The following is a 24,051-nucleotide window of genomic DNA, read 5'->3' on the forward strand; positions in this document are numbered from 1 at the left end:
CACGGAAGCCGATTCGACCCATAACCAGTAAGGCGGAACCGATGAGCGGACGTCACAGCGGGCGTACCAGCCAGGGATTGCGCATCACTGCGCTTCCCAGGACGCTAAAACTCCTTTTCCGGTTGGCGCCGCGCCAGCTCAATGACGAAATCGCCTTCGCGAAGATCGAGCTCAAGCGCAAGGGAATCCAGGTTGGAGTAGCCGCTGCGTTCTTTGCCGTAGCCCTGGTGTTCCTGATGTTCCTGGTGGTGGGCCTCATCGTGGCGGCCATCATGGGGCTTGCAACCATCATGCCCGCCTGGCTGGCCGCGCTCCTGGTGTCGGCGGCCTTCCTGCTGATCGCACTTATCGGCGGCCTGATCGGCGCGCGGAAGTTCAAGAAGGCCATGCCGCTCATGCCGGAGGAGACCATCCGCGGCATCAAGCACGATATCGGTGTTGCCAAGGAAGGTTCAGCCTTCAACGCCGCAGTCCTGGACCCCCAGAGTCCGGAAGCCAAGGCCGCCAAAGCCGCGAAGGATGAAGCCGCCGCAAAGGCCAAGGCTGAGAAGGCGGCGAAGGCGGCCGAGCACGACAAGGAATTTCCGCACGCATCCGAGCCGGAGCTGGTCCGCCGCCTTGGCCAGCGCCGCCACCACCTCACCGAAGTGCGCGACGAACTCGGCACGGAGCTCGACGTCAAGACCCAGGCCCGCTACCTGCTGGCCTCCGCCCAGGACAAACTGCGCGAAGGGCAGGCCCTGGCCAGCCACGGCCGGGACGTTGCGGGGCAGAAGTTCGCAGCCCTGTCCGGATCCGCTGACCTCGACAAGCGCTGGAAGCCGCTGGCGGCCTTCATCGCCGCAGGGACGGTCTTCCTGGTGCTGGTCCGTAAGCTTCTGCGAACGTATTAGGGCAGGGTGCCGGGCCCGTCCCGGAAACCAACAGAAGGTCCACGGCTGGAACGGCAAGGCGCCCGCAGGGGCGGCAGGAAGGAAAGGGGCACGGGGTGAAGTTCATTGGTGCCGGCGCCCGACCTGGACGCCCCCAGGTGGACCATGACCTGGTGTTCACCATTCCCAACCTGCTCACCGTGGTGCGCTTCATGGGGGTCCCGCTCTTCATCTGGCTTGTCCTGGCGCAGAAGGAATACGGTGCCGGGGTAGTGGTCCTGGCGGTCATGGCCGGCACCGACTGGATCGATGGCTACATCGCCCGCCGCTTCGACCAGGCCTCCAGGCTGGGCCGGGTCCTGGACCCGATCGCGGACCGCCTCGCCATGATTGCCGTTGCTGTCACGCTGGTGATCGCCGGCGTCGTCCACTGGCTCTACCTGGCCGCGCTGGTTGTCCCGGACGCGGTCCTGCTGGCCCTGACGCTGTCCTTCTTCCGGGGCCACCCGGACCTCCCGGTCAGCGTGGTGGGCAAGGTGCGCACCGGACTGCTGCTGCTGGGGACGCCGATGCTGGTCCTTTCACGGCTGGACACAGGATTCTCGGCCGAGCTGTTCGTGGCGGCCTGGATAGTGCTTGGGCTTGGCCTGGTTGGTCATTGGGTTGCTGCCTACAACTATTTCTGGGCCATCCTGCGTAAGGGCCGGCTGCAGGCACAACACGACGACGGGACCACCTGATGGTGTGGCTGGCAGTTGTGCTTGCACTGCTTGGCGCCTTCTGCCTGGCCCTCGGTGCCCAACGCCAGGGGAGCGCCGTCAAAGCGGACACCGGCGGCCTCGCTCTGAGCTCCAACGGCTTCCTGCGCCTGCTGCGGAACCCCCGCTGGGTGTTCGGCCTCCTGCTGCTGTGCACCGGCATGGCCATGAACGCGGTGGCGCTCGTGTCCGCCCCGCTCACGGTTGTGCAGCCCATCGGTGCCATCGCGCTGGTCATCACCACCATCATCAATGCAAAGGACCAGGACCTCATCATCAATCGGGCAACGGTGGTGGCCATTGGTGCCTGCGTGACCGGCTCTGCGCTCTTCGTCCTGCTGGCAGTCAACGTCACACAGGAAAACCACCACGTGAGCCTGGAAGACGAGCTCACCATCGTGCTGCTGCTGGCCCTTGCCGTGGGGCTCTTCGGCACCCTCGCCGCCATGTTCAGGCACCGGATGAATGCGTTCGTCTACATCCTGGGTGCCGGGGTCCTCTTTGGGTTCGTGGCAGTCCTCACCCGGATCATCGGCAAGCACCTGCTGGATCCCAACGGGCTGTTCCTGCTGAATGTGCAGTGGTACACCGTCGTGGCCCTCCTCGCAGCGGGGGGACTGGGGTCCTGGTTCGTCCAAAACGCCTACTCCACCGGTCCGCCGGACCTGGTGATCGCAGGGCTGACGGTGATCGACCCCATCGTGGGCATTGCCATCGGCATTGTGATCCTCGGGGAACTGCGTCCGGATGTCCACGCCGTGATGGCCATTGCCATGGGAACTGCGGCCTCCCTTGCTATCGTTGGGGTAATCGCCCTGTCCAGGCACCACCCCGAGGTCACGAAGCGCAAGAAGGACGCGCGGAAGGCCGTGGGCCGGGCGGCACGCTAGCCCCGCTGTCCACCGAATACTGTCCAGCACACTCCATCCAAGATCCCGTCAAGCCAAAATTCACCACGAGGCCAGGCGCCACCGGCGCAGCGGCCAGCCGTGCTGCCAGTTCATGCTGTCTGCACCGTGACCATCAGGAGCTCTCCACGTGACCACGCCCGCCGACCAGCGTCCCCTGACCATCCTGATCGCCGCGGACACATATCCGCCCCACATCAACGGAGCAGCCCAGTTCGGCTACCGCCTGGCCAAGGGAATGACCGGCCGGGGACACAACGTGCACGTCCTGGCCTGTCGCGCGGACAACGGGAAGAGCTTCACCGAGTTCCGCCCGGAAGGAACGGTCCACAGGCTCCGCTCCCATGGCGTTCCCACCCACGAATACTTCCGGATCTGCTTTCCTTGGGAAATCAAGAAGGAAATCAGCCTTCTTTTCGACCGCGTGCAGCCGGACGTGGTGCACATCCAGAGCCACTACATGATCGGCGAGCACGTCCTGTACGAGGCCGTGAAGCGCGGCGTACGGATCGTTGCCACCAACCACTTCATGCCGGAAAACCTGAACCCGTTCCTGCCGTTTCCGCAGTGGTTCAAGGACATCATCGGACGTATTTCGTGGAAGGACATGGGCAAGGTCATGGGCAAGGCGGATGTGGTCACCACACCCACGCCCCTTGCAGCCAAGGCTATGCACCAGCACGCCTTCCTTCGCAAGGTGTTGCCGCTGTCCAACGGCATCGACTCCGCCGCGTATGAGTTGCAGCCCGGGGAGCAGATCGACCCGCATCCGTACCCGACGGTGATGTTCGCCGGCCGGCTGGCCGAGGAGAAGCACGTGGATGTGCTGATCGAGGCCATCAGCAAGACCCCGCCGGAGCTGAACGTGCACCTGGAAATTGTTGGCGGCGGCGAGGTGCGCTCCGAACTGGAGCAGCTTGTCCATCGGCTGGGCCTGGGTGACCGGGTCAAGTTCCTCGGGCTTGCCACCGACGAGGAGCTGCGGAAGGCCTATATCCAGGCCGACCTGTTCTGCATGCCGGGAACAGCCGAGCTGCAGTCGCTGGTCACGCTGGAGGCGATGTCCGCATCCACTCCGGTGGTGCTGGCGGATGCCATGGCACTGCCGCACCTGGTGCGCGACGGCGAGAACGGGTACCTCTTTACCCCCAATGACAGCGATGACCTCGCCAAGAAGATCACGCGGATCCTGGAGTTGCCTGCCGCTGAGCGCGCCGCCATGGGCCAAGCCAGCCGGCAGATGGTGGAGCCACACAGCATCCAGGGAACGCTGCAGACCTTTGAGGACCTGTACCGGGGCGCGCGGTTCGAGGACAAAGTGGTCTGAACGCTTTCCGGGGTTTGCTAGAGTGTTTTTGCCCTGCCACCGTGCGCGTATCACGGGAGGTCCGGGGCGCTAGGGGCTATAGCTCAGCTGGTTAGAGCGCGGGACTCATAATCCTAAGGTCCTCGGTTCAAGTCCGAGTAGCCCTACTTTTCTCTTCCGGCCCTCAGACAGGATCACTTACGTCGATGAGGGCTCGGATACCCGCCCTGGGGCGGGACGGAGAGAGCCACGTCCATCAGGGCGGTGCTGTGTGAGCTGTGCAGCCCGGAGTTCCTGGCGAATCAGGTGCAGCTCCCCACTCCCGGTGGTCGGAAGCCGCAGCAGCTGGATTCCGTGTGTCCGGCAGATCCCGTCCTTAAGGCTGTCCCTTGCTTTTTGTCTTCCGTCATTTTCATGGAAGGCAAATCCGTCAACCTCTAGGGCCAGGACCGGTCTGTTGGTGATGCGGCTGTATATCAGGAAGTCAAATCTGGCGCCGTTCCGCACATAGGCGGCCTGTGGAGTGGTGAGCCGTGACAAGCCAGGCAGCAGGTTTCGCAAGAGGACCTCCCGGGCAACAGACAAGTCCTTGAACATCTCCTCCGCCAGTATCTCCAATAGCACTGTCCAGATGATGTTTTCCGAAGCAAACTTTGACGGTGTCTGCATTCGTGATGCCAAGGGCTGCAGCACTGCTGAATATTCCGTGTAAAGGAGGTCGAAAACTGAAAGGACTCCGCTGTCGGAGATGCCCTCGTCGGGATTGTGATAGCGGATGAACTCCACCAAGTCCCGGAGATGGCGGCTGGCCGGCAGCATGTCATGGTTGGTCACCAGGACAAAGCGTTTGATCGCCCGGGACACCGCCACGTTGACCATCTGCGGGTTATCCACGAAATCAACGCCAAAGTTCCCGTCCCTGGTCTCATCCAGGACCGTGCTCATGATGATGATCTCCTTTTCACGGCCTTGGAACTTGTGAACTGTGTCGGCCTGGATGCTGTTGAGCAGGGCCTCCGCCACCTTGTCCACTTGCCGGCGGTACGGCGTGACCACGCCGATGTCTTCGTGCCGGGTGCCCGAGCAGAAGCGTTCAAGTACGTCCTTCGCAATGACGTCGGCTTCGCGCTGGTTGGTCCGTCCTCCTCCCAGGTGTTGCCGCATGTGGTTGCCGGGCGCTGTCCGTACTACTGCAAGGGCGGTACCTTGCGGGTCACCCACTGTGTAGGGAATGAGCTGCCCACCGTAAAACTTCCTGTTGCAGAAATCGATGATCGCAGGATCGCAACGGTAGTGTTCGCGAAGCATGGTCCGGGGAACATCCGCACCGAAGCGTTCGATGATGGAAGACAGTATGTTGTGACGGCCGTAGTCGTAGCTGGGCGCCGGTGCTGGTCCGGCGCGTTTGGCGGCTCCCTGGACGGCGATGTGCTGAAGCTGGCGAAGGTCGCCGACGACGATCACGTTCCTGGCAGAGGAAAGTGCGAGGCCCGCGGCCAACAGGTCTACTTGGGAAGCCTCATCGATGATCAGGTAATCGAACAAGTATCCGGGAGGGACGCTCCGCCGCAAGGAATGGCATGTGCTCAAGACCACTGGGTAGCCGGTGATAAATGATGTGAACTGCCGGAGGTAAGAGCCGTCTGTGTAGTTTTGTGGCTGAACGCCCGCGTAGCGCTGGTACAAGTCCGCCTTCAGCGACTGCTGGGACAGCTGCCGCAGTTCGGCTTCGAGAGCAGGAAAATCGTCCCCGGCGAGATGTGCGGCGGCCTGCTCAATCTGCTTTTCCAACTCCGCGATCCTGGTGTCGTAGTAGGCAGCCTGAAGGCGCATGACTACGTCCGTGTCACCGGAATCTATGTTCCGGGTTGATCCGTATCGGAAACGGCTCCTGATCCGGCGGAAAAGCCGGCGCAGGGGGCGCTCGTTTGCTGGAATGCACGCTGCCTCCGCCAGGAATTCAAGGATCCGGCCTGAGGGCCCCTGCAGGAGGGGCAAAGCCGGCAGGAAAGCCGGATCGTGATTGGCGACGTGGCGGCTGAAATGCCGCTGTTCGAGCCTGAAGGCATCCAGTTCTTGCCGCTTGCCTGCCAGTTCCCTGGCCACCGCCTGCAGCTCCTGCAGGCGCGCGTCAAGCCGCCAAATCCTGCTGGCCTCTGGCGCGGCCACAGGTGAAGCTCCCAGCCTGCGTTGCATTTCCATATTCTCGACGTGTTTATTCTCGAAGAAATCACGTTTGAGGTCGTTTCGCCTCAGGTCTGCAACGACGTGCCCGAAGCCCTCTTTGGCCAATTTGTCACGAACGTTTTCGACCGCAGCATTGTTGGAAGACACAATGGCCACACTTTTCCCGGGGAGGCGGACGATGTTTGCCACCATGTTGAGTATCGTTTGCGTCTTTCCCGTGCCAGGCGGTCCGTCGATTACTGAAATCCGGTGGGCCAGCCCCTTTCTGAGAGCTTCCCGCTGGCTGAGGTTTGACGAGAAGGGGAAAATATACCCGTCCAGTTCCGGTTCCGGGTCAGGAGAATGACCGCGAAGATAAAGATCGAGGACGCTTTCCCGCGGGACGGCTCGAAAGTTCGCATAAGGCCTGCGCAGTGGGTCGTCCTGGGCCAAATGGGAGACCACACTGTGCCAGTAACCCAGGACGTCGGATGCTTCGGTCCCAGTGTCAGGACTGCGTTCAATGCTGATTTCTTCCTCACGGCATGTCCTGTAGCTTTCGCCCTCACTGCCTGAAGTGAAAGCCCGCCACCATGCCCCGCCCGGGCCGCGGAAACACAACAGGTCGGTAACCCCATGGATGGCCCGGCCGCCGAAGCTGATACGGGTCCTGTCGTCAATGGTTGTGCTGACCGGGTCGCGGAGAACCATGACATTCCTCGCGGAGTACCTGTACGCGCGGGGCCCGCCGGCCGTTCGGAAGGTGACGTGGACAGCGTCCCCGTCGACCCTGTAGTCCAGCACTTCCGGGGTCTTGTCCTCAACGCCTGACTGGTCCCGGCGCCGGATCAGGACGGCCTCGCGGCGCGGATCAACCATGACATTTCCCCCAAGTGAAGTATTTGCTCCGTTGCGCTCAGACGTTACAGAACTTCCCCGCACGATTCATGCATCGGGATCAACCCCTGCGCGCCCAAGCCGCCAGGCCAGCCATTGCGGCAAAGAAAAACTTGCGGTAAGTTACTCACCAGTAACATAGTGGGTCTGCCGGGTTTAACCCGAAGATCCTGCCGACTGTTGTGATCGTTGTGAGGAAACCATGTCCAACACATCCCAAACCATCCACGACCTTCCCTACGCCGACGGCGACTTTTTCGCCTTCGAGCAACTGCTCACCGGAAAGGAACAGGACCGGTTGGCGGAGGTCCGGGAGTTCCTGGCGCGGGAGGTTAAGCCCATCGCCGTGGACTGCTGGAACCGCGGTGAGTTCCCCATGGACCTCATTCCGAAACTTGCGGAGATCGACCTTGTCAGTCCGGTAAGGCGGCAGGGGCACTCCAACCTTTTTGCCGGCCTGATGCACGCCGAAGTGACCCGGGCCGACACCTCCATTTCGACGTTCATGGGCGTCCACGACGGCCTCTTCACCGGCTCCATTGAGGCGCTGGCTTCACAGGAGCAGAAGGACGCCTGGCTTCCGGACGTCTATGCCCTGAAGAAGATTGGCGCCTTCGGGCTGACCGAACCCCTGGGCGGCAGCGACGTGGCCGGCGGCACCCGCACCACCGCCCGCCGGGAGGGCGGCAACTGGATCCTCAATGGAGCAAAGCGCTGGATCGGCAACGCAACGTTCTCCGACTGGGTGGTCATCTACGCAAGGGACGTTGACGACAACCAGGTCAAGGGCTTCCTGGTGGACACCACGCTGGAGGGCTTCAGTGCCGCCAAAATCGAGAACAAGATCTCCCTGCGCACCGTCCAGAATGCCGACATCACCCTGGATGGCGTTGTGGTCCCGGACTTCTTCAAGCTCGCCCACGCCAACAGCTTCCGCGACACCAACAAGGTACTCAAAGTGACCCGCCTCGGCGTCGCCTGGCAGGCGGTGGGCCAGCAGCTGGCAACCTTCGACGTTGCCCGGCGCTATGCCGTGGAACGCCACCAGTTCGGCAGGCCCCTCGCGTCCTTCCAGCTGGTCCAAAGCCAGCTGGTGCAGATCCTGGGCAACGCCGTCAGCTCCATGGGCATGATGGTGAGGCTGTCGCAGCTGGAGGACGCAGGCTTGGCAAAGGACGAACAGTCGGCCCTGGCCAAGGCGTTCACTACCGCGCGGATGCGCGAAAGCGTAGCCATCGGCAGGAGCCTCCTGGGCGGCAACGGCATTGTGACGGACTTCGAGATGGCGAAGATCTTCGCCGACGCCGAAGCTATCTACTCCTATGAAGGCACCCACGAGATCAACACCTTGGTGACGGGTCGCGCCATCACCGGCATCTCTGCGATCGTCTAGCCAGTCCGGCCGGCCTGGCGCCCGCGGACCGGGGGCTAAGGCGGTGCTCCGAGCGGCAGCAGGATGGACGGCCGGAGGTCCATGACAAACTGCAGCGGATTGACGTAGTCATCGCCGCGGCGCACGCCCCAGTGGACACAGGATTCGGCAGGGCAATGCCCGGGAATGACGGAGCCGATGAGCTGCCCGGCTGCTACCGTGCTGCCGGCAGCGAGAGTGCTCTCAACGGGTTCAAAGCTGCTCCGCAGGCCATTGCCGTGGTCGATGGTGATGACGGGCCGGTCCACCACCACTCCGACGAAGCTGACGGTGCCCGCGGCCGGCGAGGCAACGTGCGCGCCGTCGGACGCTGTCCCAAGGTCCACGCCCCGGTGGCCACTCAGCCAGGGCTTGGGTGGCGGATCAAAATCCCGCAACACCCGGGGGCGTGGAGCGAGGGGCCATTGCCAGGAGGGTTTGGCCACACCTGGCGTGGCTGCCGGCGTTGCGTCGCCCACGGCTGCCAGGGGCGCAGCCTGGGCAGGTGCCGGGGCGAGGGGTTCCCCGGCCGGGGCCAGCGAGGCGGGCATCAGGAGGAACGCCGCGAGCAGCAAGGATGGTCTCATGCCACCAGCCTGCGCCCGCCCCAAATGGTGCCGCGAGTGCAAGCCGCGGCTATGTGGATAAGGCGCGTGGCGGCGTCGTTCCTGTCCTGGTCAGTGTCCTCTGGCCGAGGTCGCCTGTAGTACACTTGATGGAGCAGTTTGCTGCGCCCTCAACGCTTTCCGTCCAGCGACTATCCAATGGTTCTTCCAAGGGTTACATGGTCCTGTCCGGGCGGCGTCGGCACATCTCATTCAGGAGTGTGGGGGAGCGGCGGCTGACTACGCGCATCCAGCCCTCCAGAAGCGACGCCCAGGCCTCGCTGGCGGCGGATCAGGCCTCTTGCGGTCAGGACCCCGGTCCTGATGGGAAGCCTGATGGATGCCAGGAGCACGGCCCGTCCGGGCCACGCTAATCAACCGTCAACTAGTGGCAGGGTAAGAAGCCTCCGGGCTCTCTCATGAATGACCTGCCGGAAGGAGCGTCGGCATGCCCGTCGTAACTATGCGCCAGCTGCTTGACAGCGGCGTCCACTTTGGACACCAGACCCGCCGTTGGAACCCGAAGATGAAGCGCTTCATCTTCACGGAGCGCAACGGCATCTACATCATCGACCTTCAGCAGTCGCTGTCCTACATCGACCGCGCCTACGAGTTCGTGAAGGCCACCGTTGCACACGGCGGCACCGTCCTCTTCGTCGGCACCAAGAAGCAGGCCCAGGAAGCGATTGCCGAGCAGGCTACCCGCGTTGGCCAGCCCTACGTCAACCAGCGTTGGCTCGGCGGTATGCTGACCAACTTCCAGACGGTCGCCAAGCGCATCCAGCGCATGAAGGAACTCGAAGAGATCGACTTCGACGACGTCGCCGGTTCCGCCTACACCAAGAAGGAGCTGCTGCTCCTCAAGCGCGAACTCACCAAGCTGGAGTCCAACCTCGGCGGTATCCGCAACCTGACCAAGGCACCGTCCGTGCTCTGGATCGTGGACACCAAGAAGGAACACCTCGCCGTTGACGAGGCCAAGAAGCTGAACATCCCGGTTGTCGCCATCCTGGACACCAACTGCGATCCGGACGAGGTCGACTTCCCGATTCCGGGTAACGACGACGCTATCCGCTCCGTCAACCTCCTCACCCGCGTTGTTGCAGACGCCGTTGCCGAAGGCCTCATCGCGCGCAACAACCGTGGCACGGGCGCTACCGAAGCTCCGGAAGAGCCGCTGGCCGAGTGGGAGCGCGAGCTCCTTGAAGGCAGCAAGGCTGAAGCTGCTGCTCCGGCAGAAGAAGCTGCTGCTGCTCCCGCAGAAGAAGCTGCTGCTCCGGCGGAGGAAGCTGCTGCTCCTTCCGAAGAAGCCAAGTAACACAAGTAAATCCGGATTCTCCGGCGCCGTCATGCGGTTGCCGGAGCTGCTGACAGGATGGCGGCCCACCACGGGCTGCCGTCCTGTCGGTCCGTACACCACAACAAATTTCTAGACAGAGGGGTTCACATGGCGAACTACACTGCCGCGGACATCAAGGCCCTGCGCGAGCGCACCGGCGCCGGCATGATGGACGTCAAGAAGGCTCTTGACGAGGCCAACGGCGACGCCGAGAAGGCCATCGAGATCATCCGCATCAAGGGCCTCAAGGGCGCTACCAAGCGTGAGGGCCGCTCCACCGCTGAAGGCCTGGTGGCCGCAAAGGTCAGCAACGGCGTCGGCGTCATGATCGAGGTCAACTGCGAGACCGACTTCGTCGCCAAGGCTGACAAGTTCATCCAGCTGGCCGACAAGGTCCTGGCCGTTGCCGTCGAGTCCGGCGCAGCCGACCTCGAGACCCTGCTCGCCACCGATGTTGACGGCAAGCCCCTCTCCGAGGTCGTCGTCGAAGAAGGCGCTGTCCTGGGCGAGAAGGTTGTTGTCCGCCGCATCTCCCGCATCGAGGGTGCAACGGTCGACGCTTACCTGCACAAGACCTCCAAGGACCTGCCGGCCCAGGTTGGCGTGCTGTTCGCTGTTGACGGTGAAGGCGAAGCTGCTGCCACCGCCGCCCACGATGTCGCAGTCCACATTGCTGCCATGGCCCCGAACTACCTGACCCGCGAGGACGTTCCGTCCGACCTGGTCGAGTCCGAGCGCCGCATCGCCGAAGAGACCGCCAAGGCCGAGGGCAAGCCCGAAGCCGCCCTCACCAAGATCGTGGAAGGCCGCGTTACCGGCTTCTACAAGGGTGAGGTCCTGGTTGACCAGGCATTCGCCAAGGACGCCAAGAAGTCCGTGGCACAGGTCCTCACCGAGGCCGGTGTCAAGGGAACCGCGTTCACGCGTTTCCGCGTCGGCTCCTAGCCGAAACAGCAAGGGGGTGGCCACTTCGGTGGCCGCCCCTTTTGCATGCGCGGGGGACGTCCCGTATGGGACCTTTGGCCGCGCAGCAGGATAACCTTTTTAGAGTTCACCAACAGGAAGGCATCATGGAAGCCGTCAACACTGTAATCCAGCCAGAGAAAAGTCGACGCCGGGTCCTCCTGAAGCTCTCCGGTGAGGTCTTCGGCGGCGGGAAGCTGGGCGTTGACCCTGAGACCGTCCGCGATGTCGCCAAGCAGATCGCCGCAGCCGTCCCGCAGGTGGAGGTGGCCATCGTGGTTGGCGGTGGCAACTTCTTCCGCGGCGCCGAACTTTCCCAGAGCGGCATGGACCGCTCCCGCGCCGACTACATGGGCATGCTCGGCACCGTGATGAACTGCCTGGCCCTCCAGGACTTCCTGGAACAGGCCGGCGTCGAAACCCGCGTCCAGAGCGCCATCACCATGGGCCAGGTGGCCGAGGCCTACATTCCCCGCCGTGCCATCCGCCACATGGAAAAGGGACGCGTGGTCATTTTCGGTGCGGGCGCCGGGCTGCCGTACTTCTCTACGGACACCGTCGCGGCGCAGCGGGCCCTGGAGGTCCACGCCGACGTCGTCCTGATGGCCAAGAGCGGCGTGGACGCCGTCTACACGGCGGACCCCAAGAAGGACCCCACAGCCGAGCGGCTGGAAACCCTCAGCTACGATGACGCGCTCCGCCGCGACATCCGCGTCATGGACCAGACGGCCATGACCATGTGCAAGGACAACAACCTTTCCATGGTGGTGTTCGGCATGGAAGGCGAAGGGAACGTCACCCGGGCCATCCTCGGCGAAAAGCTGGGCACGCTGGTCACCACCTAGCTGCGGCTAGGATGATTTCAGGACAGTTCCGTCCGCGCTTGTAGTGGCGGGGACGGACAGCAACAGAGAACCATGTTGTGTGCAGGGACCCGGGTACCCGGACTGCACCGGACCCTTCAGGAGAGACCGTGATCGAAGAAACCTTGCTCGAGGCCGAAGAAAAGATGGACAAGGCAGTAGAGGTAGCCAAGGAAGACTTCGCTTCCGTCCGCACCGGCCGCGCCAACCCGGGCCTGTACAACAAGGTCCTGGTGGAGTACTACGGCTCGCCCACCCCGCTGCAGCAGCTGGCATCCTTCGCCATCCCGGACGCCCGGACCATCCTCATCACCCCGTTCGACAAGACCGCCCTGCGCGACATTGAGCGGGCCCTCAGCGATTCCGAGGTGGGCGCCAACCCCTCCAACGACGGCAACGTCATCCGGATCACCATCCCGGAGCTGACGAAGGAACGCCGCAAGGAATACGTCAAGATCGTCAAGACCAAGGGCGAGGACGCCAAGGTGTCCATCCGCAACATCCGCCGCAAGGCCAAGGAAACCCTGGACAGGCTGGTCAAGGACGGCGAGGCCGGGGAGGACGAGGGCACCCGCGCCGAGAAGGAGCTCGACAGCCTCACCAAGGCCCACGTTGACGGCATCGATGAGCTGCTCAAGCGCAAGGAAGCAGAGCTGCTCGAAGTCTGATGGGCCAGGCAGATCAGGCCCCGGCAGCAAGGGCGCGCACACGGGGGAAGCAGCCCAGGAGCAACCCGACGCCAAAGGCCGGACGCAACCTTCCGGCCGCCGTCGTGGTGGGTTTGGCCATGTTGTTTGCCGTGCTGGGCGGCCTGCTGCTGCTCCCGCTCGGCTTCGTTGCGGTAACCACCACCTTTGCCATCTTCGGGGTGTGGGAGATCTACCGCGCCCTGGAGGCCAACGGGACCAGGATGCCCATCGTGCCGGTGATGACCGGCACAGTGGCCATGCCGTTCGCCGCGTACCTCGGGGGCATTGAAAGCCTCCTGTTTGCCATGCTGATGAGCTCGGTGGCCGTCCTGCTGTGGCGGTCCATCGAGAGTGCCGCCGGCTCGGCCAACAGTATCTTCGCGGGCGTCTTCACCCTGGGCTGGGTGCCGTTCTTCATCAGCTTCGCCGTCCTGCCCCTGCACGCCGCGGGCGGTGTAACGCCGCTGGGGCTGTGGCCGGGCGGAATAATCCCGCAGGGCGCCTGGCAGGTGGCGGTGATGCTCCTGCTGGTGGTCTCCAACGACACCTTCGGCTACCTTGTGGGGGCGTCCCTGGGCAAGCACCCGATGGCGCCCAAGATCAGCCCCAAGAAGTCCTGGGAAGGATTCGCGGGATCCATCGGCGGGGCCATGCTCATCGGCATCCTTGCCTGCCTGTTCGTGCTCGACAAGCCGTGGTGGGTGGGCATTGTCCTGGCGGTTGGCCTGGTTGCCGCTTCTACGGCAGGGGACCTCGCTGAATCCATGGTCAAGCGCGAACTGGGCATCAAGGACATGAGCAGCATCCTGCCAGGGCACGGCGGAGTCATGGACAGGCTTGACTCGATCGTCTTTGCATCGCCGGCAGCCTTTGTCCTTTACGGACTGGTGGCCGGTGCCTGACACAAACGCCGCCTGAAAGGCGGACCACCCCCAGCACAAATAAGCTGGTGCGGAAGTACTACGGCTGAAGAGCATTGAAGGAAGCAAAAGTGGCATTGGACTTTCATCGGCAGATCCCTGCGTCCTTTGAGCGCGTGCAGCGCGGTGAGTATGGCTACAACGCCAAACAGGTGGACCAGTTCCTGCAACGTGCCAGGGTGTCACTGGAGACTCCGGAATCCGCGGCCCAGCCCGTCAACAGTTCAGATGTCAGGGCTGTCTCCTTCGACCCCGTCAAAGGCGGGTATTCGGCCACGGTGGTGGATGCCGCGCTGGACCGGCTCGAGGACGCCTTCGCCCGGCGGGAGCGGGACGAACTGATCGCAGCCCGCGGGGAAGAGGCCTGGCTGCGCGAGATCGGGAACCTCTCCGGCATCCTCCGCGGGCGCCTGCACCGCCCTGATGGCGACCGCTTCCGCCGTCCCACCAAGAAGAAGGCGCGCAGTTACAACACGGCCGACGTCGACCGGCTGTGCCGCGAGCTGATTGCCTACCTTGAGCAGGACAAGCCGCTCAGCGTGGACAGTGTGCGCCGGGCAGTGTTCCGCCCTGCCGTGGGCAGGGACGGGTACGAGGAATCGCAGGTGGACGCGTTCCTGGACCGCGTGGTCGAGCTGATGGCTGCGATCGACTGACGCCGCACAGCCGCCCGCGGACATGGCTCCGTTGTCCGCCGGCAGGGGAGCGGAGCTCAGCGTTCGGTGGCGAGCGGGCGCTCCGGCGTGTGCAGCCGGGTCATCACCCTGGCCATGGTTCCCGGAATCCGCCGCACCGTTGCACGGGACACGATGACCATCACCGCGAAGGCTGTGGGCACAGTCCACGCTGCCGGCTGGGCGAGCCAGCCCGGCGTGTTGGCTGCCCCGGCCAGGGCGCCCACGATCATTGCCCCGCCGCACAGGGCCCCGCCGGTCAGCATGCCGGCGATGGCGCCGGCGTCCGTAAGCCCCCGCCACCAGATCCCCAGCAGCAGCACCGGGCACACGGTGGAAGCCGTGAAGGCGAAGACCAGCCCGACGCTCCCGGCCAGGGCGAACGAGTCGGTCATGAACGCAAAGCCCAGGGGGACAACGGCGGAAATGACGGCGGCCAGCCGGAAACTGCCCACGCCCGCGCCCAGGACATCCTGGCTGATGACGCCAGCCAGGGAAACCACCAGCCCGGAGGTAGTGGAAAGGAACGCTGCGAACGCTCCCGCCACCACCAGCGCGGACAGCAGGTCTCCCGCCGTCCCGCCCACCAGTTCCCCCGGCAGCAGCAGCACCATGGCATCGGCCTGCCCGGCCCGGGCCAGGCCGGGCGCGAACATCCGCCCCACGAGCCCGTAGGCGGTGGGAAACAGGTAGAAGACGGACAGCAGGCCCAGGACGATCAGCGTGGTGCGGCGGGCGGACTGGCCGTCCGGGTTGGTGTAGAACCGGACCAGCACGTGCGGCAGCCCCAGGGTTCCAAAAAGCAGGGCCACCAGCAGCGACACGTTCTGGTAGAGCCCGGCAGGGGGCACGCCGGTGGGGTTGACCGCAGGTGCCGCCAGCGCAGGGGCCCCGTTGCCCGCGAGCACGAAGATGATGAACAGGATGGGCACGGCCAGCGCTGTGAGCTTGAGCCAGTACTGGAACGCCTGGACGAACGTGATGGAGCGCATGCCGCCGGCCACCACAGTGAGGCAGACGACAATCACTACTGCAACGGACCCAACCCAGGACGGCAGCCCCGTGGTGATGCGGATGGTGAGCGCGGCGCCGTGGAGCTGGGGCACGATGTACAGCCAGCCCACCAAGACCACCACCAGGCTGGTGACTTTCCGGACCGGCCGCGAGTCAAGCCTTGCCTCGGTGAAGTCGGGGATCGTGTAGGCACCCGACCGCCGCAGCGGGGCCGCCACGAAGAGCAGCAGCATGAGGTAGCCTGCCGTGTACCCCACCGGAAACCATAGTGCATCGGTTCCGGACAGCAGGATGAGCCCGGCGACACCCAGGAAGCTGGCGGCCGACAGGTATTCGCCGCCGATCGCGGACGCATTCCACCATGGCCGGACGGTGCGGGACGCGACGTAGAAATCACCCGTGGTCCGCGAAATGCGGAGGCCGTAGAAGCCGATCACGGCGGTGGCCAGGGAGACGCCCAGCAGGGCAGCGACGGCAATGCCAGGGTTCACGCCTGCCTCACTGGTCCTCGGCCAGGTCCCGGTACCGGGCCTCGTTGCGCGCGGCCGTCCGGATGTACAGCCAGGCGCTCAGCCCAATAACCGGGTAGATGCCTGCCCCCAGCAGCAGCCAGGCGAACGGAATGCCGGCCACCCGGGTTTCAGCCAGCCCCGGGACCGCGGTGAGCAGCAGCGGAAACGCGCCAAGGATCACCAGGAACCCCCCGGCCACCACCAGCGCCAGCCGCAGCTGGGACCGGATGAGGGACCTCACAAAAACCTGGCCGACTTCGGAATCCTGGGCGGCTTCCCGCGTCTCCTTCGCCGGACGCACCGCAGTCCGCGGCGCCGTTACCCGCACCCTGGTCATGCAATGGGCCTGATCCGGGTGGCCTCGAGCTTCTCCCGCACCAGGGGCAGGTGGCGCCTGCTGATGGGCAGCCCCGCGCCCGCCACCGTGACGCTGGGACCGTCGGCGGCAAGCTTCATGGAGGTCACGTGTTTCAGGGCCACCAGGTAGGAGCGGTGCGTCCGGATGAATCCTGCGTCAGCCCACTGCTGCTCAAGGTCAGCCAGCGGAACCCTGATCAGGTAGCTGGCCTCGGCGGTGTGGAGGCGCGCATAGTCGCCCTGCGCCTGGACGTACGTGACGTCGTCGCGCCTGATCATCCGGGTGGTCCCGCCCTGGTCAACCGTGATCATCTCCGGGGCGGCGCCGCCGTCGCGCAGTTCGCTGATTCGCCCCACGCAGCGGGCCAGGCGCTCCGCCCGCACCGGCTTGAGCAGGTAATCCACCGCGGCGAGTTCGAAAGCGTCCAGCGCGTGGTCCTCGTCCGCCGTCACGAACACCACGGCGGGCGGCCGGCTGCTCCCTGCGATGGCGCGCGCAATGTCCAGGCCGGACATCGCGGGCATGTGGATGTCCAGGAAGACGGCGTCGACCGGGGCGGAGGAGAGTGCGTGGAGGGCTTCGCTGCCGGAGGTGGCCCGGAGGACCGTTCCCACGCGGTCGTCCCTGCCCAGCAGGAACGCCAGTTCCTCAACGGCGGGCAGCTCATCATCAACGACGAGGACGTTAATCATGCTCCAAGGGTAGCTTTCCGGAGCCTGCGTAAAGCACCGGGCGCAGTCCGGGCAGGGTCACGCATCGTGGCCCGGCTGCGACTTGGGGACCCGCATGGTGATCAGGGTTCCTTCTCCGGGAGCGGTTTCGATCACCAGCCCATGGTCGTTGCCGTAGACCTGGCGGAGCCGGGCATCGACGTTCCGCAGGCCTACATGGTCGCCGTCGGTGTGCCCGGCCAGCATGGACTGGAGCTGGCCGGGGTCCATGCCGACGCCGTCGTCCTCGATGGTCACCTCGGCGAAGGCGCCGGCGTCGTTGGCCGTGATGCTGATGTGCCCGGGCCCTTCCTTGGCTTCGAGCCCGTGCCGGACGGCGTTCTCCACCAGCGGCTGCAGGCTCAGGAACGGGATGACGGTGCTGAGCACCTCCGGCGCCACGCGGAGGCTCACCTGGACGCGCTCGCCGAACCTGGCCCGCTCCAGGAGCAGGTACCGGTCGATGCAGCGGAGCTCCTCGGCGAGCGTGGTGAAGTCGCCATGCCGCCGGAAGGAGTAGCGGGTGAAGTCGGCGAACTCCACCACAAGCTCCCTGGCGCGTGCCGGGTCCGTGTTGATGAACGATGCGATGGCGTTCAGTGAGTTGTAGATGAAATGGGGGCTGATCTGGGCGCGCAGCGCCCGCACCTCGGCCTCCATCAACTGGGTGCGGGACGCGTCCAGCTCCGCGAGTTCCACCTGTACAGCCACCCAGTCCGCCACTTCGCTGGTGGCCCGGACAAGCCCCGCACCCGCGGTCGGGGCGAAGGCAGCGACGGCGCCCACCACCCGGGTGCCGGCCCGCACCGGAGCGATCACAGCAGCGAGCGGACCCCCGGTAGTGTCTGTTGCGGGGCCGGCGTCCCCGGCGGGGAGCACGGCTGTCCGGCCGTTCGCCAGGACACCGGCAGCAAGGTCCATCATCCGGGGTTTCAGGTCCTCACCCGCACCGTCCCAGGCCAGCACGCCGGAGGTGTCCATGATCGCCAATGCGTCGCAGCCCAGGAGGCCGCGCAACTGGCGGCTGGCCTTGGCGGCGCCGGCGGGGTTGAGCCCGCGGCGGAGGTGCTGGCCCGCCTGGGAGGCGGCGTGCAGCGTGTGGTAGGTGGCCCGCTCGGCGTCGGTCCCCAGGTCCCGGAAGGAGCGGAGCACCTTGAGTCCCACGCCGACGACGACGGCGATGGCCATGGCGATGACGGCCACGGCCGCGGCAGTCAGGAGGGGGGAGTCCGGCATGGTGCCCAGCGTAGCCGCGGGTGCCGTTTGTCGCAGCATCCCAACCGTTGAGCGACCGCCGGCAGGGAAAGTCTGGAATGTGGGACCCCCACGCAGCAGAGTGATTGCAGTCACATTTGCGGTACCCCATTCCCGGGACTGCCGTTTGGTGTGTCCAGGCAAGTCTCAACGAGGAGGAACGATGGGTAACGATGCCCACACTCCGGACGCAGCGGCGTCCGTGGACTTCGAGCAAGTCCAGTCGACCGGGCAGTTCAAGGAACTGCGCAAGCGTCACCGCAGCTTTGTCTTTCCCATGGCAGCAGCATTCCTGCTGTGGTACTTCGCGTACGTCCTGCTCGCCGACTATGCCGTGGGCTTTATGTCCACGAAGGTCTGGGGCAACATCAACGTTGGCCTGATCCTCGGCCTGCTCCAGTTCGTGTCAACGTTCGCGATCACTGGCTGGTACGTCCACTACTCCAACAAGCGGCTTGACCCCATCGCCAAGGAGATCCGGGACGAAATCGAAGGGCACGAATTTGATAAGCACGGAAACCGAGTAGGCGGAGCCACCAAATGATCACTATCGCTACAGCGGTGGACGTTGCCGCCCTCAAGGACACCACGCTGCTGAACATGGGCATCTTCGGCCTTTTTGTTGCCGTGACCATGGTGATTGTCTTCCGCGCCAGCCGGAACAACAAGACCGCGGCTGACTACTACGCGGCCGGCCGTTCCTTCACAGGCTCCCAAAACGGAACCGCCATCGCCGGCGACTACCTCTCGGCCGCCTCCTTCCTGGGCATCACCGGCGCCATCGCCATCAACGGCTATGACGGCTTTATGTACTCCATCGGCTTCCTGGTGGCCTGGCTCGTTGCACTGCTCCTCGTTGCAGAGCTCCTCCGCAACACCGGCAAGTTCACCATGGCTGATGTCCTGTCCTTCCGGCTGAAGCAGCGGCCGGTCCGCATCGCCGCCGCCATCTCCACCCTCGCCGTCTGCTTCTTCTACCTCCTCGCCCAGATGGCAGGCGCCGGAAGCCTCATCTCCCTGCTGCTCGGCATCAGCGACTGGGGCGGCCAGGCCCTGGTGATCATCGTCGTCGGCGCCCTGATGATCATGTACGTCCTCATCGGCGGCATGAAGGGCACCACCTGGGTGCAGATCATCAAGGCCATCCTCCTCATCGCCGGTGCCGCCGTGATGACCCTGTGGGTCCTGGCCATCTACGGCTTCAACCTGTCCAGCCTCCTCGGCGCAGCCGTTGAGACCGCCAACAACCCGGCCGTCCTCAACCCCGGCCTGCAGTATGGCAAGACGGAAACCTCGAAGCTCGACTTCATGTCGCTTGGCCTGGCCCTGGTGCTGGGCACTGCCGCGCTGCCCCACGTGCTCATGCGCTTCTACACCGTCCCCACGGCCAAGGAAGCCCGCAAGTCCGTGGTGTGGTCCATCTGGCTGATCGGCCTGTTCTACCTCTTCACCCTGGTCCTCGGCTATGGCGCAGCCGCCCTGGTTGGCGCCGAAACCATCAACTCCGCCCCGGGCAAGGTCAACTCCGCTGCCCCGCTCCTGGCCTTCTACCTGGGCGGGCCGCTGCTTCTGGGCTTCATCTCGGCCGTGGCGTTCGCCACCATCCTCGCCGTTGTGGCCGGCCTGACCATCACCGCTGCCGCCTCCTTCGCCCATGACATCTATGCCAGCGTCATCGCCAAGGGCAAGGCCGACGCCGACACGGAAGTGAAAGTGGCCCGGCGCACCGTTGTGGTCATCGGGGTCCTGGCCATCCTGGGCGGCATCCTCGCCAACGGACAGAACGTGGCGTTCCTTGTGGCGCTCGCATTCGCCGTGGCAGCCTCCGCCAACCTGCCCACCATCATCTACTCCCTGTTCTGGCGGAGGTTCACCACGCAGGGCGCGGTCTGGAGCATGTACGGCGGCCTGGGCTCGGCGATTGTCCTGATCATCTTCTCGCCGGTGGTCTCCGGCGCAGCAACCTCGATGATCAAGGACGCGAACTTCGCGCTCTTCCCGCTGAGCAACCCCGGCATCGTATCCATCCCGCTGGCGTTCCTCCTGGGCTGGCTGGGAACTGTCCTCGACAAGAAGCGCGAGGACACCGCCAAGCAGGCCGAAATGGAAGTCCGCTCCCTCACCGGGGTCGGCGCCGAAAAGGCCACCAGCCACTGACCTGCAGCAACCGCTGGTGGGCCACTGAACAGCGAAGAGCCTCCGTACCGGAAACGTCATTCCCGGTGCGGAGGCTCTTCCGTTCCCTGCAGGTCTGCGGGCGCTGCTAGCCTGCGGGCCGCAGCTTGATGTTGGTCATCTTGAGCTCGTCGGCTCCCTCGAAGCGGTAGGCCAGGTCCACCACTTTGCCTTCGCAGGTGATGAGTCCGGCAATGTCTGCCGACTTGATCCCGTTCTCCGTGCCCACCTTGAGGTCCCGGTAGTCCGGCGTGCAGTTCTTGTCCATCTCCAGGCTCTCGACGCCGGAAATGAAGGCCTCCTTGGACAGCTGTTCCTGCAGGGCCGGATCAAGGTACTCGTCGTAAGCCCGGGAGTTCTCCCCGGCCAGGACCAGCCGGGTGAACCCGTCAGCCAGGCCTCGCGCCTGGTTGGTGGCGCTGCCCGCTATGTTGACCAGAATGACGATCCCAAGGATCACCAGCAGCAGGACACCCCCGACGCTGGCCAGGATAATCCACAGTTTCCGCCGGCTCCTGGGCGGCGGCTGTCCCGGAAGCCCGAAGGGTGCGGGCTCCGAATCTTGACCGAAGGGGGGCTGCTGCGGCAGTTGCCGGGACCCGAGGCTGGAGTGGCCCGGCTGGTACGGTTCCTGAGGAGCGCTCAAAATGGAGCCTTTCGGGAAAAGTGGTGCTTCGCACCGCTTGGTGGCGGGGATCGTGGTGCCGGCCCCGCCTGTTAACTGGCACCAGCCTATAGCGCGGGCCGCCGGCGTCGTACTCCAGCCCGCTTCCCGCCGTCGTACTTCCGTTGACGCGGGACAGCCTGTTAGGCGCGTTCGGAACCGCGGTCCAGCAGGGGCTGCACGCGGAAAGGGATGAGTTCTCCCATGGCCAGCGCCGTGTCTGTCCTGTCCACGCCGGCGCACGCCAGGATCTTCCCGTTGATCCGGAACAGGTCTTCGGCGTCCAAGGCAACCACCCGCAGCAGCAGGTCCGCCGAACCTGTCAGGCCGTAGCCCTCAAGGATCTCGGGGATATCGGCCAGTTCCTTCGCCAGCTGGGTGAGCCGCTGCTGCTGGACGTGGACGGAAATGAACGCCATCAGCGGGTAGCCAAGCGCGGCCGGATTGATCCGCCGCTCGAAGGACAGGAAGACGTGCCTCTTCTCCAGCTGCGCCATGCGCGCCTGCACGGTGTTGCGGGAGAGGCCAAGCTTCTGGGCCAGCGCCACCACTGTCTTTCGGGGGTCCTGGGCCAGGACAGAGAGCAGGCGGGTATCGGTGCCATCCAAGGCTTGCATAATGCGCAACGTTAGCACGGTCCAGCACCGCCCCGCAGAGCATTTTGCTCAATGATCGCGCCGGTGGTTGTACCTCCTGAGCATTGTGAGTAGGGTCACAAATATCCGGGGCAAAGGTGCCCGGGCGGCCAGCGGCCAGCGGGACCACAAGTCCCAAAACTGCGGGTCAACCACGTGAGAAGATTGCGGGCTATCGTGTCTACAGACGAAACGGGCCAGGGCGGATCAGCCGCCTCCACCAGCGCGGGGCACCCCCATGGTCAGGGAGGGGACCTGGTCCAACTGGTTACCCCATCCGGGGAACGGGTCAGCCATCCGGAGTTCGATTACTGGGTCAAGGACATCACCGACGAGCAGTTGTGTTCCCTTTTTGAGGACATGACCGTCATCCGGCGGATCGACGTCGAAGCTACCGCCCTGCAGCGGCAGGGAGAACTCGGGCTGTGGCCGCCGCTGCTGGGACAGGAAGCAGCGCAGATCGGCTCGGGCCGGGCGCTGCGCAGCGATGACTTTGTTTTTTCAAGCTACCGCGAGAACGGGGTGGCTTACTGCCGTGGAGTGGACCTGACGGACCTTGTCCGGGTGTGGCGCGGGAATGCCTCCTCAGGCTGGGACCCCTACACCGTCAACATGGCCACCCCGCAGATCATCATTGGCGCCCAGACGCTGCACGCCACCGGCTACGCCATGGGCATCCAGAACGACGGCGCTGATTCGGTGGCCATGACCTATTTCGGTGACGGGGCCACCAGCGAGGGCGACGTCAACGAGGCCATGGTGTTTGCCGCGAGCTTCCAGGTGCCCGTGGTGTTTTTCTGCACCAACAACCACTGGGCAATCTCCGAGCCCGTCCGGCTCCAGTCCCACATCCACCTCGCGGACCGGGCTGCCGGGTTCGGTATTCCCAGCCTGCGCGTGGACGGTAACGACGTCCTGGCCGTTATGGCGGCAACGCGGGTGGCCCTGGACCGGGCACGGCGCGGCGGCGGCCCCACCTTCATCGAGGCGGTCAGTTATCGGATGGGCCCGCACACCACGGCGGATGACCCCACCCGCTACCGCGACGCCAACGAACTTGAGGACTGGGCTGCCAAGGACCCCATCAGCCGGATTGCCGCCCTTTTGGACCGGAAGGGCCTGCTGACCGAAGAATTGCAGCAGCAGGTGAAGGACAAGGCCGACGCCGTGGCGCGGGGGATCCGCACGGGGTGCACCACCATGCCGGACCCGGAGCCCATGGACGTCTTCAAACACGTCTACAGCACACCCAATTCCTGGCTGGACCGGCAGCAGGACCACTACGCCCGTTACCTGGCCTCCTTCGGTGATCCTGCAGGGGCCGTTTCAGAAGAAGGTGCACGCTGATGACCCAGATGACCTTTGCCCGCGCCATCAACGCCGGCCTGCGGAAGTCCCTCGAGAACGATCCCAAAGTGGTCCTCCTTGGTGAGGACATCGGCACCCTCGGCGGCGTGTTCCGTGTGACCGACGGGCTGCAGAAGGACTTCGGAAAGCACCGGGTGGTTGATACGCCGCTGGCGGAATCGGCCATTGTGGGCACCGCCGTCGGCCTCGCCTACCGCGGCTACCGCCCGGTGGTGGAAATCCAGTTCGACGGTTTTGTGTACCCCGCGTTCGACCAGATCGTCAGCCAGGTGGCCAAGATCCACTACCGCACCGGCGGAGCGGTAAAGATGCCCATCACCATCAGGGTTCCGTTCGGCGGAGGCATCGGCTCACCCGAGCACCATTCCGAATCGCCGGAGGCCTACTTCACCCACACGTCCGGCCTTCGCGTGGTGACGGTTGCGGACCCCCAGGACGCGTACACCGTGATCCAGCAGGCAATTTCCTGTGACGACCCCGTACTCTTCTTTGAACCCAAGCGCCGGTACCACGACAAAGGCGAAGTGGACGAGGCCGTTGACCCCAACGCCGCGGTGCCCATGGGCCAGGCGCGCGTGCTGGCCAAGGGCGGCGACGTCACGCTGGTGGCCTACGGCCCGCTGGTCAAGACGGCGCTCGATGCCGCTTCCGCGGCCGCCGACGAAGGGATTTCCATCGAGGTCATCGACCTTCGGTCCCTGGCGCCGGTGGACTATGACACCGTTGTGGCCTCCGTCCGCCGTACCGGGCGCCTGGTCATCACCCACGAGGCCGGGCAGTCGGGCGGCCTGGGCGCAGAGGTGGCAGCGAGCATTACCGAGCGGTGCTTCTACTACCTGGAAGCCGCGCCGGTCCGGGTCACCGGTTTCGACATTCCCTACCCCTACTCAAAACTTGAAATGCACCATCTGCCCGGCCTGGACCGAATCCTCGACGGCGTGGACCGCGCCCTTGGCCGGCCGAACTCCCTCAGCGGGCTGGAAGGATGAG

Annotated in this window: 23 protein-coding genes and 1 tRNA gene; 16 read left to right on the top strand and 8 right to left on the bottom strand. The window is 64.8% G+C overall.

Going from position 1 to position 24,051, the window contains the following annotated elements; translation table 11 throughout:
• Positions 1-41: 41 nt before the first annotated feature.
• The 5 genes from FHJ30_RS07375 to FHJ30_RS07395 all read left to right on the top strand — a co-directional run bounded on the left by FHJ30_RS07375 (position 42) and on the right by FHJ30_RS07395 (position 4,011).
• Positions 42-893 (top strand): phage holin family protein, encoded by an 852-nt coding sequence (locus FHJ30_RS07375; RefSeq protein ID WP_139028654.1) that lies wholly within the window; start codon positions 42-44, stop codon positions 891-893.
• A 95-nt stretch (positions 894-988) separates the two neighbouring features.
• Positions 989-1,612 (top strand): CDP-alcohol phosphatidyltransferase family protein, encoded by a 624-nt coding sequence (locus FHJ30_RS07380; RefSeq protein ID WP_139028655.1) that lies wholly within the window; start codon positions 989-991, stop codon positions 1,610-1,612.
• Complete coding sequence (locus FHJ30_RS07385) at positions 1,612-2,520, top strand: DMT family transporter (protein ID WP_139028656.1); 909 nt, start codon at positions 1,612-1,614, stop codon at positions 2,518-2,520. The genes FHJ30_RS07380 and FHJ30_RS07385 overlap by 1 nt, the downstream gene beginning before the upstream one ends.
• Before the next feature lie 148 nt (positions 2,521-2,668).
• The gene (locus FHJ30_RS07390; protein WP_139028657.1) at positions 2,669-3,865 is read left to right on the top strand and encodes a glycosyltransferase; all 1,197 of its coding nucleotides are present in this window, start codon (positions 2,669-2,671) and stop codon (positions 3,863-3,865) included.
• Positions 3,866-3,937: 72 nt separating this feature from the next.
• A tRNA-Ile gene (locus FHJ30_RS07395) sits at positions 3,938-4,011 on the top strand.
• A 31-nt stretch (positions 4,012-4,042) separates the two neighbouring features.
• On the opposite strand, the gene FHJ30_RS07400 is transcribed toward FHJ30_RS07395, so the two are convergent.
• Positions 4,043-6,475, bottom strand: a complete 2,433-nt coding sequence (locus tag FHJ30_RS07400; RefSeq protein ID WP_240793625.1) for an AAA domain-containing protein — start codon at positions 6,473-6,475, stop codon at positions 4,043-4,045.
• Between the two features lie 634 nt (positions 6,476-7,109).
• On the opposite strand from FHJ30_RS07400, the gene FHJ30_RS07405 reads away from it, so the two are divergent.
• Positions 7,110-8,300, top strand: a complete 1,191-nt coding sequence (locus FHJ30_RS07405) for an acyl-CoA dehydrogenase family protein (RefSeq protein ID WP_139028659.1) — start codon at positions 7,110-7,112, stop codon at positions 8,298-8,300.
• A gap of 35 nt (positions 8,301-8,335) precedes the next feature.
• On the opposite strand, the gene FHJ30_RS07410 is transcribed toward FHJ30_RS07405, so the two are convergent.
• On the bottom strand, positions 8,336-8,905 hold the full coding sequence (locus FHJ30_RS07410; RefSeq protein WP_139028660.1) for a M23 family metallopeptidase: 570 nt from the start codon (positions 8,903-8,905) through the stop codon (positions 8,336-8,338).
• Positions 8,906-9,371: 466 nt separating this feature from the next.
• Here FHJ30_RS07410 and rpsB point away from each other — a divergent pair, with 466 nt between their 5' ends.
• The 6 genes from rpsB (at position 9,372) to FHJ30_RS07440 (ending at position 14,353) form a co-directional block, all read left to right on the top strand.
• A complete protein-coding gene (gene rpsB / locus FHJ30_RS07415) occupies positions 9,372-10,241 on the top strand; it encodes a 30S ribosomal protein S2 (protein ID WP_139028661.1) in 870 nt (289 codons plus the stop codon).
• A 129-nt stretch (positions 10,242-10,370) separates the two neighbouring features.
• Positions 10,371-11,207, top strand: a complete 837-nt coding sequence (tsf, locus tag FHJ30_RS07420; RefSeq protein WP_066274704.1) for a translation elongation factor Ts — start codon at positions 10,371-10,373, stop codon at positions 11,205-11,207.
• A gap of 125 nt (positions 11,208-11,332) precedes the next feature.
• Positions 11,333-12,070 carry a UMP kinase gene (gene pyrH / locus FHJ30_RS07425; RefSeq protein ID WP_139028662.1) on the top strand — a complete coding sequence of 246 codons (738 nt, stop codon included), beginning with the start codon at positions 11,333-11,335 and terminating at the stop codon, positions 12,068-12,070.
• A 128-nt stretch (positions 12,071-12,198) separates the two neighbouring features.
• Positions 12,199-12,756, top strand: a complete 558-nt coding sequence (frr, locus tag FHJ30_RS07430; RefSeq protein ID WP_066274709.1) for a ribosome recycling factor — start codon at positions 12,199-12,201, stop codon at positions 12,754-12,756.
• Complete coding sequence (locus FHJ30_RS07435) at positions 12,756-13,679, top strand: phosphatidate cytidylyltransferase (protein WP_139028663.1); 924 nt, start codon at positions 12,756-12,758, stop codon at positions 13,677-13,679. The genes frr and FHJ30_RS07435 overlap by 1 nt, the downstream gene beginning before the upstream one ends.
• An 89-nt stretch (positions 13,680-13,768) precedes the next feature.
• Positions 13,769-14,353 (top strand): DivIVA domain-containing protein, encoded by a 585-nt coding sequence (locus FHJ30_RS07440; protein ID WP_139028664.1) that lies wholly within the window; start codon positions 13,769-13,771, stop codon positions 14,351-14,353.
• A gap of 56 nt (positions 14,354-14,409) precedes the next feature.
• Here the strand turns inward: FHJ30_RS07440 and FHJ30_RS07445 are convergent, their stop codons facing one another.
• The 4 genes from FHJ30_RS07445 to FHJ30_RS07460 are packed head-to-tail and all read right to left on the bottom strand — an operon-like array spanning position 14,410 to position 18,201.
• Positions 14,410-15,876, bottom strand: coding sequence for a cation acetate symporter (locus FHJ30_RS07445; RefSeq protein ID WP_139028665.1), 1,467 nt, complete (start codon positions 15,874-15,876; stop codon positions 14,410-14,412).
• 7 nt (positions 15,877-15,883) lie between these two features.
• Entirely contained in the window at positions 15,884-16,234 is a 351-nt protein-coding gene (locus tag FHJ30_RS07450; protein ID WP_139028666.1) for a hypothetical protein, read from the bottom strand.
• Positions 16,231-16,947: a LytTR family DNA-binding domain-containing protein gene (locus tag FHJ30_RS07455; RefSeq protein WP_139028667.1), complete on the bottom strand. Its 717-nt coding sequence runs from the start codon at positions 16,945-16,947 to the stop codon at positions 16,231-16,233. The genes FHJ30_RS07450 and FHJ30_RS07455 overlap by 4 nt, the downstream gene beginning before the upstream one ends.
• A 57-nt stretch (positions 16,948-17,004) precedes the next feature.
• Positions 17,005-18,201, bottom strand: coding sequence for a sensor histidine kinase (locus tag FHJ30_RS07460; RefSeq protein ID WP_139028668.1), 1,197 nt, complete (start codon positions 18,199-18,201; stop codon positions 17,005-17,007).
• Positions 18,202-18,382: 181 nt separating this feature from the next.
• Between FHJ30_RS07460 and FHJ30_RS07465 the strand changes: the two genes are divergently transcribed.
• Both FHJ30_RS07465 and FHJ30_RS07470 read left to right on the top strand, forming a co-directional pair.
• Positions 18,383-18,763 carry a DUF485 domain-containing protein gene (locus tag FHJ30_RS07465; RefSeq protein WP_139028669.1) on the top strand — a complete coding sequence of 127 codons (381 nt, stop codon included), beginning with the start codon at positions 18,383-18,385 and terminating at the stop codon, positions 18,761-18,763.
• On the top strand, positions 18,760-20,376 hold the full coding sequence (locus FHJ30_RS07470) for a cation acetate symporter (RefSeq protein ID WP_139028670.1): 1,617 nt from the start codon (positions 18,760-18,762) through the stop codon (positions 20,374-20,376). The genes FHJ30_RS07465 and FHJ30_RS07470 overlap by 4 nt, the downstream gene beginning before the upstream one ends.
• A 106-nt stretch (positions 20,377-20,482) precedes the next feature.
• Here the strand turns inward: FHJ30_RS07470 and FHJ30_RS07475 are convergent, their stop codons facing one another.
• Together FHJ30_RS07475 and FHJ30_RS07480 are read right to left on the bottom strand one after the other, a co-directional pair.
• Positions 20,483-21,040: a hypothetical protein gene (locus FHJ30_RS07475; RefSeq protein WP_171058957.1), complete on the bottom strand. Its 558-nt coding sequence runs from the start codon at positions 21,038-21,040 to the stop codon at positions 20,483-20,485.
• 161 nt (positions 21,041-21,201) lie between these two features.
• The gene (locus tag FHJ30_RS07480; protein ID WP_139028671.1) at positions 21,202-21,675 is read right to left on the bottom strand and encodes an Lrp/AsnC family transcriptional regulator; all 474 of its coding nucleotides are present in this window, start codon (positions 21,673-21,675) and stop codon (positions 21,202-21,204) included.
• A 195-nt stretch (positions 21,676-21,870) separates the two neighbouring features.
• On the opposite strand from FHJ30_RS07480, the gene pdhA reads away from it, so the two are divergent.
• Together pdhA and FHJ30_RS07490 are read left to right on the top strand one after the other, a co-directional pair.
• Complete coding sequence (pdhA, locus tag FHJ30_RS07485; RefSeq protein ID WP_139028672.1) at positions 21,871-23,040, top strand: pyruvate dehydrogenase (acetyl-transferring) E1 component subunit alpha; 1,170 nt, start codon at positions 21,871-21,873, stop codon at positions 23,038-23,040.
• Positions 23,040-24,050, top strand: a complete 1,011-nt coding sequence (locus FHJ30_RS07490) for an alpha-ketoacid dehydrogenase subunit beta (protein ID WP_139028673.1) — start codon at positions 23,040-23,042, stop codon at positions 24,048-24,050. Before pdhA ends, FHJ30_RS07490 begins: the two co-directional genes overlap by 1 nt.
• Position 24,051 lies beyond the last annotated feature (1 nt).

Source organism: Arthrobacter sp. BB-1, from assembly GCF_006151685.1.
In the GTDB taxonomy this organism is placed as follows: Bacteria; Actinomycetota; Actinomycetes; order Actinomycetales; family Micrococcaceae; genus Arthrobacter.